This is a genomic window from Amycolatopsis sp. NPDC003676 (assembly GCF_053587275.1).
Map to the genome: position 1 here is coordinate 1 of NZ_JBSFNS010000084.1, position 14,610 is coordinate 14,610.

The 14,610-nt window shown below is 70.0% G+C and carries 14 protein-coding genes, 1 other RNA gene and 1 pseudogene; 5 read left to right on the top strand and 11 right to left on the bottom strand.

Features of this window, described 5'->3' with window-relative positions; all coding sequences use genetic code 11:
* From ACWDNU_RS33395 to rnpB, 5 genes and pseudogenes are all read right to left on the bottom strand, one after another.
* Positions 1–1,294: pseudogene (locus ACWDNU_RS33395) on the bottom strand (ATP-binding protein); the annotation flags it as partial.
* A gap of 3 nt (positions 1,295–1,297) precedes the next feature.
* A complete protein-coding gene (locus tag ACWDNU_RS33400) occupies positions 1,298–1,786 on the bottom strand; it encodes a hypothetical protein (protein ID WP_370940190.1) in 489 nt (162 codons plus the stop codon).
* A gap of 12 nt (positions 1,787–1,798) precedes the next feature.
* Entirely contained in the window at positions 1,799–2,065 is a 267-nt protein-coding gene (locus ACWDNU_RS33405; RefSeq protein ID WP_344288458.1) for a hypothetical protein, read from the bottom strand.
* A 470-nt stretch (positions 2,066–2,535) separates the two neighbouring features.
* On the bottom strand, positions 2,536–3,393 hold the full coding sequence (locus ACWDNU_RS33410) for an SCO6745 family protein (protein WP_449671806.1): 858 nt from the start codon (positions 3,391–3,393) through the stop codon (positions 2,536–2,538).
* Between the two features lie 22 nt (positions 3,394–3,415).
* An RNA gene (gene rnpB / locus ACWDNU_RS33415) (RNase P RNA component class A) lies at positions 3,416–3,806 on the bottom strand.
* Between the two features lie 110 nt (positions 3,807–3,916).
* Here rnpB and sfnG point away from each other — a divergent pair.
* Positions 3,917–5,047, top strand: a complete 1,131-nt coding sequence (gene sfnG, locus ACWDNU_RS33420) for a dimethylsulfone monooxygenase SfnG (RefSeq protein ID WP_449671807.1) — start codon at positions 3,917–3,919, stop codon at positions 5,045–5,047.
* Between the two features lie 77 nt (positions 5,048–5,124).
* The gene (locus ACWDNU_RS33425; RefSeq protein WP_449671824.1) at positions 5,125–6,303 is read left to right on the top strand and encodes an SLC13 family permease; all 1,179 of its coding nucleotides are present in this window, start codon (positions 5,125–5,127) and stop codon (positions 6,301–6,303) included.
* Here ACWDNU_RS33425 and ACWDNU_RS33430 read toward each other — a convergent pair.
* The 4 genes from ACWDNU_RS33430 to ACWDNU_RS33445 form a co-directional block, all read right to left on the bottom strand.
* Positions 6,300–8,045, bottom strand: a complete 1,746-nt coding sequence (locus ACWDNU_RS33430) for a hypothetical protein (protein WP_449671808.1) — start codon at positions 8,043–8,045, stop codon at positions 6,300–6,302. The genes ACWDNU_RS33425 and ACWDNU_RS33430 overlap by 4 nt on opposite strands.
* Before the next feature lie 182 nt (positions 8,046–8,227).
* Positions 8,228–9,370, bottom strand: a complete 1,143-nt coding sequence (locus tag ACWDNU_RS33435) for a bifunctional RNase H/acid phosphatase (protein WP_449671809.1) — start codon at positions 9,368–9,370, stop codon at positions 8,228–8,230.
* On the bottom strand, positions 9,367–10,104 hold the full coding sequence (locus ACWDNU_RS33440; RefSeq protein WP_370940196.1) for a zinc ribbon domain-containing protein: 738 nt from the start codon (positions 10,102–10,104) through the stop codon (positions 9,367–9,369). Before ACWDNU_RS33440 ends, ACWDNU_RS33435 begins: the two co-directional genes overlap by 4 nt.
* Before the next feature lie 17 nt (positions 10,105–10,121).
* Positions 10,122–10,940 (bottom strand): Nif3-like dinuclear metal center hexameric protein, encoded by an 819-nt coding sequence (locus ACWDNU_RS33445; RefSeq protein ID WP_449671810.1) that lies wholly within the window; start codon positions 10,938–10,940, stop codon positions 10,122–10,124.
* 40 nt (positions 10,941–10,980) lie between these two features.
* On the opposite strand from ACWDNU_RS33445, the gene ACWDNU_RS33450 reads away from it, so the two are divergent.
* The 3 genes from ACWDNU_RS33450 to ACWDNU_RS33460 all read left to right on the top strand — a co-directional run bounded on the left by ACWDNU_RS33450 (position 10,981) and on the right by ACWDNU_RS33460 (position 12,997).
* The gene (locus ACWDNU_RS33450) at positions 10,981–11,442 is read left to right on the top strand and encodes a low molecular weight protein-tyrosine-phosphatase (RefSeq protein ID WP_370940198.1); all 462 of its coding nucleotides are present in this window, start codon (positions 10,981–10,983) and stop codon (positions 11,440–11,442) included.
* 48 nt (positions 11,443–11,490) lie between these two features.
* Positions 11,491–12,321 carry an SURF1 family cytochrome oxidase biogenesis protein gene (locus ACWDNU_RS33455; protein ID WP_449671811.1) on the top strand — a complete coding sequence of 277 codons (831 nt, stop codon included), beginning with the start codon at positions 11,491–11,493 and terminating at the stop codon, positions 12,319–12,321.
* A gap of 67 nt (positions 12,322–12,388) precedes the next feature.
* Entirely contained in the window at positions 12,389–12,997 is a 609-nt protein-coding gene (locus ACWDNU_RS33460) for an FMN-binding negative transcriptional regulator (RefSeq protein ID WP_370940200.1), read from the top strand.
* Positions 12,998–13,001: 4 nt separating this feature from the next.
* Here the strand turns inward: ACWDNU_RS33460 and ACWDNU_RS33465 are convergent, their stop codons facing one another.
* A complete protein-coding gene (locus ACWDNU_RS33465; RefSeq protein ID WP_370940201.1) occupies positions 13,002–13,901 on the bottom strand; it encodes a cobalamin biosynthesis protein CobD/CbiB in 900 nt (299 codons plus the stop codon).
* Between the two features lie 25 nt (positions 13,902–13,926).
* On the bottom strand, positions 13,927–14,610 hold the full coding sequence (locus tag ACWDNU_RS33470) for a FadR/GntR family transcriptional regulator (RefSeq protein WP_449671825.1): 684 nt from the start codon (positions 14,608–14,610) through the stop codon (positions 13,927–13,929).

Genomic DNA, 14,610 nt, shown 5'->3' on the forward strand with positions numbered 1-14,610 from the left:
CTTCCGGGTGCTCGATGGCGATCTTCGGCTTGTACAGGTCGAGCAACTGCTGGGCCAGCCGCAGCGCGTCGCGCTCGGTCGGGCCGGATACCGCGAGCCGCCACCAGGACCGCACGCGCGTGGCGAGCGCGGTGAAGCCCGACGTCATCTCGTCGTCGATCTCCAGCACCCGGCCGGCTTGCCGGGCCAGCGACTGCGGCGGTTCCAGTTCGTGCTCGTCGGTGTAGTGCTTGACCTGCGAGCGGACCTTGTTCATCTGCCGCTGCAGTTCGCCGGACACCTCTTCCGGACGCCGCACGTAGATCCGCGCGGACACCTCGACCGCCGCGGGCAGCCGGTCCGCGTGCTGGATCCACGGGTCGTCGACCTCGGGGATCTGCAGCCCGTGCATCTGCCCGACGGTGAGCACCGCGAGATGCCGCGACACCCCGGCGTTCGACCCGGTTCGGCCGCGCACGGTGACCGTGGGCGCGTACGGGTCGGCGTGGAAATCAGCCGCGTCGGTGAAGCTGGCGAGGTCCTCGGGCTCCCACGCCGCGCCCGGCACCGCGGGCATGTTCCGCGGCGCGGGCAGGCCGAGGGAGCACGAGCGGTGCATCAGCCAGGACATCTCCTCGGCGTGCACCGGGCGGCCCTCCAGCCCGGCGCTGCCGATGACCTGGTCGAGGTGCTCGATCTCGGAGTCGAGCGCGGCCAGTTCGGCGTCGACCGCCTCGGGCAGGATCCGGCGCAGCACCGGCGCGGCGCGTTCGACCGCGCGGTCCACCATGCGCCGGGTCTGCACCTGGACGCCGAGATAGACCTCTTTTTCCGCCATCGAGCGGCCCATCAGCTGCTGCTGCTCGCCGATCAGGTAGTCGTCGAACGACAGCGCGCCCGGCACGTCGCCCGGCCTGCCGACCGCGTTGTGCACGTGCGCCTCGGCCCACATCCGGATCGGGTACGGCCGGTTCGTTACGCGCAGGTGCAGCCAGCGGCCCTGCAGTTCGGCGTACTGGCCCGCGATGGCCGCGATCAAGTCGCGGCGCTGCGAATCGGAACGGAACGACCAGCGCTGCGGCGCGAGCCGGTACCAGGCGTACACCTCGTACCCGGTCCGCAGCAGGTGGCCGTCGATGCTGCGCGCGGCGATCGACGGCGTGTACGCCGGTATCGCCTGCTCACCGGGCAGCCGGCGGCCCTTGCCGCCGGAGTTCTTGCCGCCGGACGGCGGACGGCCCTGCGGTGGCGCGTTCCACGCGCCGGCAGGGACGTCTTGCTCCCGTTTCCCTCGGCTTCCGCCGCGACCGAACAACGACTACCTCCCGGCCCGAGCCGCGGGGCGGCTCCGGCGCGCTCGTGGTGCTCCCTGTTTCCCGGCACTCGCGCCAGCACCGCGACGGGGGTCGCGGTGCTGGTACTGCCGCCTTCTCTTGTGCTTCGGCAGCGGGCGCTCCGCCCGCACCCGGACCCGGCTGGCGCTCGCCGCGCCGCCCGTGCCCGAGGACCGTTCGCGCGGCGCGCGCAGTTCCTGGCCCATCATCGCGATCACCGCGCCCAGCGGGCGCTCGTGACTGATCTTGGCGGTGATCAGCCTGGTGATCACGATCGTGGCCACGAACGCCCACGCCGTGGAAAAGAACCCGAAACTCCAGCCGACCCACCGCTCCACGGTGAGCACGACCAGGAAGACCGGAATGCCGACGAGCCATGCCACGTATCGGGCTCGCCAGGGAAAAGTCGCTTTCGGCGGGCCGAGCCAGACGGCATCGACCCGGTACACCTCGTCATCGGTCCTGATCCGCACGCCTGCTCCGCCTCAGCCGGTGAAGAGGCCGGCGATCCACTGGCCCACGTTGACGCCCGCCCCGCTGACCGCGAGTCCGATGATCGCGAGCGCGATGACCACGCCGGCGAGCCGTCGCATGACTCCCGCGTTGTCGCCCTTGCCGCCGCCGAGCCACAGCAGCAGCAACGCCACCGCCAGCAGCACGAGCGGGATGACGTTGTCGAGCAGCCAGGTGCGGACGTTGCTGGTGCCGAGCCCTTCGGCCACGAACGTCTCGAGGGCGGTCATGCTGGTCATCGCGATACTCCCGGTGCACGGTTGGCGCCGCGCTGTTCTGGCTTCGGCGAAGCTACGAACACCATCATGGCGTTACAAGGGGTAATGGTCAAAGCGCGCTGCGTAGATGTCGACTTGTGGTTAACGGGCGGGTGCTGCGGTCCGGTGGTCAGGATTCCTCGCCCTCCATCATCGTGGCAAGGGTGCTCCGGAATAACCCAAGCCACCCGGATTGCGCAGTGTTCCGGCGGTGCGGCTCCGCAAAACGTGCGGCGCTCACTCTCAGTGCGCCCCGGACCGGCGTGTCGGGCAGGCACCAGTGTGGCATGCCCCGATCGGCGTTCCGCCGCGAGTCCGGTGAGTGACAACCGGTGTAGAAAACAATCCGGAATTGATCACTCTCTGATGCGATAACGGTCACCATCACGTCCGATGTGCGCATTTGTTCACTACAAAGCGTGATCCCGGGCAGTTCCCGACCGTCTCGCGGATCAGGCCCGGAACGCGGCGCCCGGGATCGCGCCGGCTTCGATCACCCGGCGGCTGAGCGGAGCGCACAGCTCCTCCAGCCGAGCCGTCTTCTCCTCGCCGAGGTGCCGCCACGGACCGTTCGCCGCCGTGTTCGTCGCCGTCTCGACGCGCTCGCGCAGCTCCAGCCCCTGCTCGGTGAGCGCGCCTTCGGCGTCGAGGATTCCGTCGACGACCAGCCTGGCAGCGGCCTCGTCCCATTCCTCGTCGCTCCAACCGCGGGTGCGTTTGGCGGTGTCCGGCGGGGTTCCGTTCTTGGTCGCGCTGTGCGTGACCAGCGCGTCGAGGCCGTGCAGTCCATTCGTGGTCAACGCCGCGACGTGGCCGTCTCCGCGGTGCTCGCGCAGCAGGGTGATCGCGTGCCAGAGCGCGAGGTGCGGTTGTTCGGGCCACGCCAGGTCAGCGTGGGCGGCGTAAAGCGGGCGTCCTTCCGGACGACAGCCTTCGGTGGCTTCGCGCGCGAGCGCCGCCGCTTCGGCGACCTCCGCGGACGCGAGCGTCTCGTCGCCGAACAGCCGGCGGTAGATCTCGTCGACCGCGGCGACCCTGGCCTCCAGGACGGTCTCCGGGGTGGCGAGCGTCCAGACGCGCGGGACGAAGTGCGCGATGAGGCTGGGGCTGAAGCTGTAGAAGGTGGCGGTGACCGTGCCCGGCCCGACCGCGCCCATCGCCGCGGCGCGGCTGGCGAAGTAGGTCATCGACCCTGGTTTGAGCCCGACGGCGGCGAGCCGTTGCTGGGTCTCTGGCGCGAAGTAGACGGGGGCGTGCAGAGCGTCGAAGGTGGTCCGGAAGGCGACGGCGGCGGCGACGGCTTGACCCATGCGCCCGATCGTAGCGATCGGGCGGACGAGCTGGCATGTAAGCCGGATCCTGTTCCCGGGCCGCCTCGCGGCGGACCGGGCGACGGTCATCCATCTCGGCCTGCCGTCGCCGGCAGGCTCCAGCGGCCTACCCGCAGGCATCGGGCGGGCCGCCCTCGATCGCCTGCGCAGGAGCGAACTCCCTCTTGGCCTTGCTCCGGGTGGGGTTTACCGAGCCATCCCGGTCACCCGGGATGCTGGTGGTCTCTTACACCACCGTTTCACCCTTACCCCCGCCGAGACGGGGGCGGTCTGTTTTCTGTGGCACTGTCCCGCGGGTCGCCCCGGGTTGCCGTTAGCAACCACCCTGCCCTGCGGAGTCCGGACTTTCCTCGGACCGGGAGAACCCGGGCCGCGACCGTCCTGCCAACTCGTCCGCCGGAGCAGCGTACCCGGGAGACGGCGCGGCCCCCGGCACGGGCTGGCACATTCCATCGCGTGGACGCCCTTTGCCTCCGCGCCCGGCCGCTGTTTCACTCCCGCCATGTCCGCACCTGAACTGTCCGAACCCTTGAAATTCGCTTACTGGGTCCCGAATGTGAGCGGCGGCCTGGTCACCAGCGACATCGAACAGCGCACCGATTGGGGCTACGAGTACAACCGCGACCTGGCGGTGCTGGCCGAGAACAACGGCTTCGAGTACGCGCTCACCCAGGTCCGCTACACCGCCAGCTACGGTGCCGCCTACCAGCACGAATCCACCGGGTTCAGCCTGGCGCTGCTGCTCGCGACGCAGCGGCTGAAGGTCATCGCGGCTGTCCACCCTGGACTGTGGCAGCCCGGCGTGCTCGCGAAGTTCATCGCCAGCGCGGACGTCATCTCCGGCGGCCGGGCCGCGGTGAACGTGGTCAGCGGCTGGTTCAAAGACGAGTTCACCGGCCTCGGCGAACCGTGGCTCGAACACGACGAGCGCTACCGCCGCTCGGAGGAGTTCATCCGCGTGCTCAAGCAATTGTGGACCGACGACCACGCCGAGTTCGGCGGCGATTTCTACCGCATCCACGATTTCGACATCAAACCCAAACCGGTCGCCGGTCCGCGGCGGCCGCATCCGGAGGTCTTCCAGGGCGGCAACTCCACCGCGGCACGCAAGCTGGCCGGCAGCGTTTCGGACTGGTATTTCAGCAATGGCAAGGATTTCGCCGGTTTCAGCGAGCAGGTCGACGAGGTGCGCGGGTACGCCGCCGAGAACGACCACGCGGTGCGCTTCGGGCTCAACGGTTTCGTGATCGCCCGCGAAACCGAAGCCGAGGCGCGCGAGGTGCTGCGGGAGATCGTGGCGAAGGCGAACGTGCCCGCCGTCGAAGGATTCCGCTCGGCGGTCGCGCAGGCCGGGAAGTCCACTTCGGACACCAAGGGCATGTGGGCGGATTCGGAGTTCGCGGACCTCGTGCAGTACAACGACGGATTCCGGACCGGATTGATCGGCACCCCGGAACACATCGCGGACCGGGCGATCGAGTACAAAAAGCGCGGCGCGAACCTGTTGCTGCTCGGGTTTTTGCACTATCTGGAGGACGTCGAGCACTTCGGCCGGGCGGTGCTGCCGGTCATCCGCGAGAAGGAGCGGGTGCTGGAACGCGGCGCGGGAGTCCCGGAACCGGCGGGGATCTGACCTCACGCGGAGGCTAGCGTTCGGGCGTGAACGGTGCCCTGTCCCTGGTCCTTCTCGCCGGAACGCTCTGGTTCGCCATGGCGCGCCCGCGCGGCCTCCCCGAAGCGGTCTTCGCGGTCCCCGCCGCCGGTGTCGTCCTCGCGCTCGGCCTGACTTCCCCGCACGAAGCAGGCGAGCGAGTCGTCCAGATGCTGCCGACGATGGGCTTTCTCGCAGCGATCCTGCTGGTCAGCCACCTCGCCGCGGCCGAAGGAGTATTCACCTGGCTAGGCGCCGAACTCGCCGAGATCTGCCGCGGACGGCAACCTCGGCTCCTGCTGCTCACCTTCGCCGCCGCGGCGATCGTCACGGCGGTGCTCAGCCTCGACGCCACCGTCGTCCTGCTGACCCCGGTCGTCCTCGCCACCGCAGCGGAACTGAAACTCACCGCACGCCCGCATGTCTACGCGTGCGCGCACCTAGCCAACTCGGCGTCCACGCTCTTTCCCGTCTCCAACCTGACGAACCTGCTCGCCTTCTCCGCGTCCGGCCTGACCTTCGCCGGTTTCACCGCACTGATGGCGTTGCCCTGGCTGGTCACGCTGGCCGTCGAACTCGCCGCGTTCACCTGGTTCTTCCGGCACGACCTCCGCGAACCGGTCAGCACCCGCCGACCCGAACACCGCGAAGCGCCGGTCTTCACCCTCGTCGTGCTGGCGGTGATGCTGGCCGGATTCGCGACCGGACCGCTGGTGCACGTCGAACCGGTCTGGATCGCCGCGCTCACCGCGCTTGTCCTGGCCGTTAAAGCCTTGGCAGAGCGGAAGATCCGGCCTTGGCAGGTGATCACCGAAGCTTCCCCGCTGCTGATCCTCTTCGTGCTCGCCCTCGCCGTGGTGGTGGAAGCGGTCGACGAACACGTCCTCGGCGGGCTGCTGCGGGCGATCCTGCCGACCACGGCCGGGCTGCCCGAACTGCTCCTGGCCGCAGCGATCGCGGCGGTGCTGGCGAACGTCGTCAACAACCTGCCCGCGACGCTGATCCTGCTGTCCGTCCTGGGCCCGCACCCGAATCAGGGCGTGCTGCTCGCCGTGTTGCTGGGCGTGAACATCGGCCCGAACGCGACGTACCTCGGCTCGCTCGCGACGCTCCTGTGGCGCCGTGTCGTGGTACGGCACGGACAGCATCCGCCGGTGGGCGAATTCCTGCGGCTAGGTGCGCTCACGACACCGCTGTCGTTGGTGGCGGCGACGTGCGCATTGTGGCTGGCGCTTTAGCCGCGCGGCGCGATCGTGCTCCCCCGCGACAACGTCGGGCCACAATCATCCAGACCATCCCCGAACCGCTGCGCCTCCACGTTCATCATCGTCACCTGCGCATAGTGCTGAACCGCGGCAAGCTTCGCCGGATCAGTCACGGCGTCCTTGCGGACGAAGTCGCCTTGGCGTTTGCCAGGGCCGGGGTACACCAGGATCGGCACGTAGTCGCGGTCGATGCGCGGGTCGATGCTGATCTCGTTGCCGTCCGCCCACGGACCCCACGAGTGAATGAAGGTCGGCTTCACCGTGTCGAATACGTAGTTGCGCAGGCCGACCAGGTCTTCCTTGTGCGTGAGGTCCGCGATCGGCGCGTTGACCAGGCCGGCCATGTCGACCAGTTCGAGCCTGCTGGTCATCGACGAGCCGCCGAGGTCCGGCAGCAGCAGCGACGCCTGCTGCAGGCCGAGCATGTCCGCGTAGGTGTTGAAGCCGCGGCCGAACCGGTCCGCGATCAGGCACGCCGGGACGGTGGGGCTCTTGATGAACTCGTCGGACTGGTTCACGAAGCCGATCGCCGACGGCACCGAGGCGGCCACGAGCACGAGCGCCGCGACCGCGCGCCACTGCACCTTCGCCAGCGAACGCAGCAGTTCGGCGAACGCCATGACTCCGCACAGCGTGCCGAGCACCCACACTGGGGTCGCGAAGCGGTACTGCGCCATCCAGTCCGGAACCATCACGCCGTACGCGATGACACCGAGCACAAGCGGCGTGACCAGCCCGATCAGCGGACGCCGCCACGGAGCCTTGACCAGCGCCCACACGACCACCGCGACCAGCACGAGCGTCAGCGCGATGCCGACGTACTCCACCAGCTGGTTCGGCCGGATGATCGACGCGAAGGTGGGCAGCCCCTGCTTCTTGGCGACCGACGGGTTGGCCAGCAGCCGGTGAAACTCCGTGTAGCGCCACACGACGTAGCCGCCGAACAGCACGGCGAACGCCGCGATGGACACCAGCGCGGACCGGAAGCTGGGCCAGAAACCCTCGCGCTTCACGCCGAACAGCAGGACGATCGGGTACGCGCTGGCGTAGATCAGGCCTTCCGGCCGGGTCAGCGCGGCGGCCGCGACGAGCACGCCGGCGCCGATCGCGACCTTGAACGACAGCGAGTTTTCCTTGCGCAGCGCGGTGAACAGCAGCGCCGCCAACGCGGTGGTGAAGAACGCGAACAGCGAGTTCTCGAGGCCGGAGACCACCCAGATCACGAACGACGGGATCGCCGCCAGCCCGAGGCCGGTGGCCAGCGTGATCGCCCACGCGTGCCTGCGGAACACCTGCCGGGCCACCAGGTGGCACAGCACCAGGATGCCCGCGGCGAAGAACAGGCCGAGCAGCTTGGGGAACAGCACGTAGTCCGGGATGCCGAACAGCAGGCCCTTGTCGAAGAGGCCGGCGACTTTGCCCAGCGCGAGCAGGATCATCCACGTCGGATCGGAGAAGCCTTCCACCGGCGGCTGGCCGGGGGCCAGCACCGGGCCGAGCCCGTCGGCGACGCTGCGCGAGTAGGAGAACGTGATGGCCGCGTCGTCGACGATCCAGTGCCCGTAGCGGGTCGCGTGCCAAGCGACCGCGGCCACGCCGGCCAGCACCGCCAGCGTCGACGCCAGCCAGCTGAGCTTGAACCGCGCCGGCGGGTCGGTCGTCTCCTCCCCCGGCAGGTCGGGCTCGGATACTGCGGTGAGTGCGCTAGCCGTCATGTCCTCGTCACTGTTTCCACTTGCGGATGCTGCCGAAGAAACGCACGAGCCTGCGCCCCCCTTGAAGTCCCGGCCGGGACCAGCGCCGCGGCGCCGCGGTCGACACCGCACTCTAGCCAATACCTCATTCAGGGCGTTTCACACGTCATCCCTGACCGTGATCCACGTCACAGATGTCCTGGTCAGGACAGATGCGAGATGTCGTTCACCAACCGGACCGAGGCGTTGCCGTCCGGATAGAACTCGACGATCGAGAGCGACGCCAGGTCGAGGTGCAGCCGGAACAGCAGCGACGGCCCGGCGTCGAGCCCCATCCGCAGCAGGGTCTTGATCGGCGTCACGTGGCTGACCACGAGCACCGTGCGCCCGTCGTACTGCTCGATGAGGTCGCGCCGCGCCTTGCCGACCCGCTCGTGGACCGCGTCGAAGCTCTCGCCGCCGGGCGGCGGGCAGGACGAATCGCTCAGCCAGCAGCGGTGCAGTTCCGGATCCCGTTGCGCGGCCTCGCCGAAGGTGAGGCCCTCCCATTCGCCGAAGTCGGTCTCGATGAGGCCGGGGTGCGTTTCGACCCGGCCGCCGAGCGCGTCGGCGACCGCCTGCGCGGTCTGCTTCGTGCGGATCAGCGGCGACGAGACGATCGGGGCCGGTTCGCCGTCCTCGCCGATCAGCCCCGGCATCGCGGCCAGCCGTTTGGCCGCCGCGGCGGCCTGGCCCCGGCCGTGCTCGGTGAGCGGGACGTCGCCGCGCCCGGAGTAGCGGCGGTCGACCGACATCTCGGTCTGTCCGTGGCGCAGCAGGAGCAGTTTGGTGGGCGTGCCGCGGGCTCCGGTCCAGCCCGCCGGGGACACCCGGTCGGGCTCGGAAACCTTGGCCTTCGGCCGCGTTTCGGCGACCGGGGCGGGCGAGGTCGCGCCGGAACCGGCGCTGTCCATCGCGACGTTCGCGAGCCGGTCCGCGTGCGAGTTCTCCGCGCGCGGGATCCAGGTGTAACCGACGCGGTCGAAACCCGCCGCGATCTCGCGCGCCTGCGCGGCCAGCGGCTGCAGCGCGGCGTGCTTGATCTTCCACCGCCCGGACATCTGCTCGACCACGAGCTTCGAATCCATCCGGACGTCCACAATGGACGCTCCGAGTTCGGCCGCCGCGGCGAGCCCGGCGACGAGCCCGGAGTACTCCGCGACGTTGTTCGTGGCGATGCCGAGGTATTCGTGGCGTTCGGCGAGGACTTCGCCGGTGGCCGCGTCTTTCACGACCGCGCCGTAGCCCGCCGGGCCCGGGTTGCCCCGGGAGCCGCCGTCGGCCTCGACGATCGCCCGTTCGGTCACAGGCCCGACTCCAGCGTGCGGACCAGGATCGCGCCGCAGTTGTCGCACTGCACGACGCTGTCCTCGGCCGCGGCCTTGATCTCGGAGATGGTGTTGCGGTCGAGTTCGAGCTGGCAGGCACCGCACCGGCGGGCCCGCAGCAGCGCCGCGCCGATGCCCTTGTGGTCGTAGACGCGGGTGTACAGCTTGAGCAGCGGCTCCGGGAAGCGCGGCAGCAGCTTCGCGCGGTCTTCCTTGCGGCGGGCCTCGGTGGTGTCGAGGTCCTTGAACGCCTCGTCGCGGCGGCCGGCGGCGGCCTCGACCGCCTGCTGCGCCTTGTCGACCTCGGCGCTGGTGCGCTGCGCGTCCAGGCCCAGTGCCTCGCGCTGCTCCATCAGCTCCAGCAGGTCGTCCTCGAGCGCGCCCTTGCGGCGGCCGAGCGTCTGCAGTTCGTGCTCGATGTCGGTCATCTGCTTGGCCCCGACCGACCCGGATTCCATCAGTTTGCGGTCGCGGTCCTCGCGCGCCCGCACCGATTCGACCTCTTTCTCCTGCCGGGCGATCTCCCGGTCGAGGTCCGACGTCGCGGTCTCGACGGACACGAGCGCGTCGCGTTTCTCCCGGACGGTCTTCTCCCCGGCCTCGATCTCGGCGAGCTCGGGCAAGGTGCGGCGGCGGTGCGCGACGCGCGAAAGCTCGGCGTCCACCTTCGCGAGTTCGAGCAGCTGACGCTGGACGGCGGGGTCGGCCTTCACTGTGCTCCCTGATTTAGTTACTGGGCGGTAGCGCGGATGGTCCACGGGTCGGTGCACCGCGTGGAGACGTGAGCTTCGACGGTACCCGCAAAGGCCGCGCCGACAAGGGCCGAGGCCTGTCCGCACCACGGCCACTCGCTGGCCCAGTGCGTCAAGCCGACCAGCGCGGGCACGGTTCCCGCCGCGGCGAGGTGTTCGCCGGCGGGATGGTGGCGCAGATCCGCGGTCACGTACGCGTCGACGCCCTCAGCCGTCGCCTTCGCGAGATAGGAGTCGCCCGCGCCGCCGGACACCGCGACGGTACGGATCGGCCGGTCTGCTTCGCCCGCACCGAGCACGCCGGGCACGGCGGCCGGCAACGCGTCGGCGACCCGCTGGACGAATTGCGCGAACGGCTCCGCCTCAGGCAGGTGGCCGATCCGGCCGATCCCAGTGGCACCGCCCGGTTCGTGCGGGTCGAGCGGCCGGTCGACCTGCAGGCCGATGGCCTCCGCGAGCGCGTCGGACACGCCGGGGTCAGCCGAGTCGGCGTTGGTGTGCGCGCAGTAGAGCGCGATGCCGCCGCGGATCATGCGGTGCACGAGCGAGCCCTTGGCAGTGTCGGCGGGGACGCCGTGCACGCCGCGCAGCAGCAGCGGATGGTGCGCGACGATCAGCTGCGCACCGATTTCCTCGGCTTCGGCGAGCGTCTCCTCGACCGGGTCGACGCAGAACAACACGCGCGCGACGTCCTCGGCCGGGTCTCCGCAGACGAGCCCGACCGCGTCCCAGCTTTCCGCCAGCCGGGGCGGGTAACTGCGTTCGAGGACAGCGATGATCTCGGCTAATGCAGGCACCTGGGGATCCTCGCACGATCGCTCTGGGAGACTTCCGACCATGCCTTCCATGGTGTTTGTGTGCTCAGGGAACATCTGCCGCTCCCCCATGGCGGAGCTCGTCTTCCGCAAGAAGCTCGCCGACGCGGGCCTCACCGACGCCGTGCGCGTCTCCAGCGCGGGAACTGGACCGTGGCATGTCGGGGAGGCGGCCGACCGGCGGGCGCGCGCCACGTTGAAGGCGCACGGTTACCCCACTGAGCACATCGCGGCCGAGGTCAGCGACGAAGACCTCGAAGCCGATCTGCTGCTCGCGGCGGACGAGAGTCACCTGGGCTTCCTGCAGTCCCGCGTCGAAGACCCTTCCCGGGTGCGGCTGCTGCGCTCCTTCGACCCGTCCGCTCCGGAGGGTGCCGAGGTGCCGGACCCGTATTACGGCGGCGACGACGGCTTCGAGGACGTGCTCGGGATGATCGAGCGGAGCGTGCCGGGACTGCTGGACTGGGTCCGCGAACAGGCGTGACGTCCGGTCCGGGTGCGCGCACGGAACGCGACGGCCTACCGTAGAGGGGTGCGGTTGCGGTTTCTGCTCCGGCCGGGATGGCTGGCGTTGACAGTGGTGGTGTTCACCTTCGCCATCTGCTGTTACACGTTGCTGGCCCCGTGGCAGTTCCGCCGCGACGGCGAGCAGGTCACCCAGAACAACGCGCTGACCACGTCGTTCACCGCGAAGCCCGCGCCCGCGGCGCAGCTGCTGCCGCCCGGGACGAAGCCGGACAAGAACACCGAGTGGCACCGCGTGTCCATCACCGGCACGTACCTGCCTTCGGCGGAAGTCGTCGCGCGGCTGCGCACTGTTCAGGGCCAAGGCGCGTACGAGGTCCTCACGCCACTTCGCGCTACTGACGGCACTGTGTACCTGATCGACCGCGGTTACGTCGGGCTCAGCAGCGACTCCGGCGTGCTCCCGTACGCGGCAGCGCCGGGCGGGCAGGTCACGGTCGTCGCGCGCGTGCGAAGCGACGAGACAGACCCGAAGAACCGCGACGCGTTCGCCGACGCCTCGACGAACGGGAAGCTGCAGAGCTACACCGTCGACTCGCGTGTGGTCGCGAAGTCGTCTGGCCTCACCATCCGGCCCGGGTACTTCCAGCTCGACCAGAATCAGCCGGGTGTGCTCAGCCCGCTGCCGCTGCCGCAGCTGGAGTCGGGGCCGTTCTTCTCGTACGCGCTGCAGTGGCTGGCATTCGGCACGATGGCGTTGCTGGGCTGGCTGTACTTCACGATCCGCGAGCTGCGTCCGGGCGGCGCGCTGACGACCGAACGGCCGCAGCGGGGACGGCGCAAGTCCGTGGCCGAGATGCTCGCCGAAGACGAGGACGAGTACACGCCGACCGCCTGAGTGGCCTGGTCGTTCTCCAGAAAAATGGCTCTTTGCCCAGGCCACTCGCGGCGCTGATACTGGCGACATGCTGATCCACCCCTGGGACACCGCGGACGAGAACGAATGGCGGGACTGGCTCGCCGGACACGACTTCGGCGAACTGGTCGCCGGCGGCCGCGGCCGTGATCTCCCGGTGGTGGTGCCGACGCACTTCGCCTTCGACGGCGACGCGACCGTCCGCCTGCACCTCGCCCGGCCGAACCCGGTGTGGCCGCTGCTGGAGGAACACCCGCGCGCCTTGCTGACGGTGACCGGCGATTACACGTACATCCGCTCGGACTGGAACACCGCCGACGATCCCGCACTGGGAGTGCCCACGTCGTACTACGCGAGCGTGCAGCTGGCCTGCGACGTCCGGCTCGTCGACGATCCGGCGGAGAAGGCCGCGCTGCTGAACCACCAGCTGGCGCACTTCGAACCGGACGGCAAGCGCACTCCGGTGTCCGCTGTGGACGCTCCGGACCGGCGGCTGCTGCCCGGGATCCGCGGCATCGAGCTGACCGTGACCGAGGTGCGGGCAAAGTTCAAGTACGGCGGGAACAAGAAATCCGAAGACCGGCAGCGGATCGGGGCGCGACTGTCCGAACGGGACGGTTTCAACGACGCTGCGGCCATCGCCCACCTGAAACCCTGACGGCTCAGGGGTTTCGGCGACGCAATCCGGTCAGCACCGCCACGACCACGGACGTCCCGGCGGCCAGCCAACCGACCACTCGGGACAGTTCCACCGCGCGCGTGACGTGTCCGGCGTCCGGATTCCGGCCCACCCCGAGCACCGGCAACTCCACCACGCCCTGCGGATACTCGGTCCGCCCGCCGACCCGAATCTCCAGCGCCCCAGCGAAAGCCGCCTCAACGCGCCCGGCATTCGGGCTCGGGTGCGCGATCGTGTCGCGCCGCCAAGCCCGCCACGCGCCACCCGCCGAACCGCCGACAACCGGCGCGCCCACAACAGTCAGCGCGGCGGCCACCCGGGTCGGCAGGAGGTGGACGAGTTCATCGAGCCGGTCGATCGCCCAGTGCCCGGGAAGGAGCCGCCGCAGCAGCCCGATCGTCCGCGCCGCGAGCAGTCCGGGCACGCCCGCGACCGCGCCCCACAGCAGCGGCGTCACGACCACTTCGGACGTGTTCTCCGCCAAAGTTTCCACGGACGCACGGGAAAGCCCGATCGTCCCAAGCCCATCGGTGACGCGCGGGTCCAGTTCGGACAGTGTGTCGCGCGCCGGTTCGAGCCGGCCCTCTTCGAGATCGCGAGCCAGCTCGGTCCCCTGCGTCGCCAGCCCGGCAGCGCCGACAACCGCCCAAGTCGCCACTGCCGTCGCCGTCGCCTGCAGCACCGGGCTGCGGCGGCCGGTGCGCTCGACCAGCACGCCGGCCGCGACGGCCGCGCCAGCGATTCCGAGACCGGCAGCGCGACGGGAACCGGTGGCGGCGACTACCTGGCGGAAGGCGGTCACCGGCGGCCGTCGCCGCGGGTCGCCGAGTGCTCCGTCTGCGGCCAAACCGAGAATCAAGCCGATCGCGCGCGCCGCGCTCACCTGTAGCCCCCCGAACGTGGACGATTCAGCCGCCGAGATTACTCGACACCGCGGCGGCGATTTCCTCGCGTGCCTGCTCGACGATGTCGCGCATCGCGCGTTCGGCGCGCACCGGGTCGGCGAGGTCGATCGCCTCCGCCACCTCGACGTGCAGCGCGACCGCCTCGGGCTGCGGTTCGTCCGGCATCAGGCCGTGTCCGGTGCGGCCGGCGAGCACTTCGGCGACCACTGAGGACAGCTGCGCGAACATCGGATTCCGCGACGCGGACAGCAGCAGATCGTGGAATGCGACGTCGTGGCCGAGGAAGGTGTCGAGGTCGCGAGCCCGCGCCGTGCGCTGGAGATGCACCGCCAGCGCGCGCAGCCGCCCGCGTTCCTCCGGGGTCGCCCGGATCGCGGCGAACCGGGCGGCGCAGGGTTCGACGGCCGAGCGCAGTTCGGTCAGCGTGCGCAGCGCGGCCGGCCGGTCGGCGCCGTCGAGCTGCCAGCGGATCAGCCTCGGGTCATAGTGGTTCCACTCGGCCGGCTCGCGGACGGTGACCCCGACGCGGCGGCGGCTGCTGGTCAACCCCATCGTCTCGAGGACCCGAACGACCTCGCGGGCCACGGTCCGCGAAGTCCCGTACCGCTCCTGCAATTCCTCCGAGCGCAACACCGCGCCCGGCGCCAGCTTGCCGCTCGCGATGGCCGCGCCGAGCTCGTCGAGCAT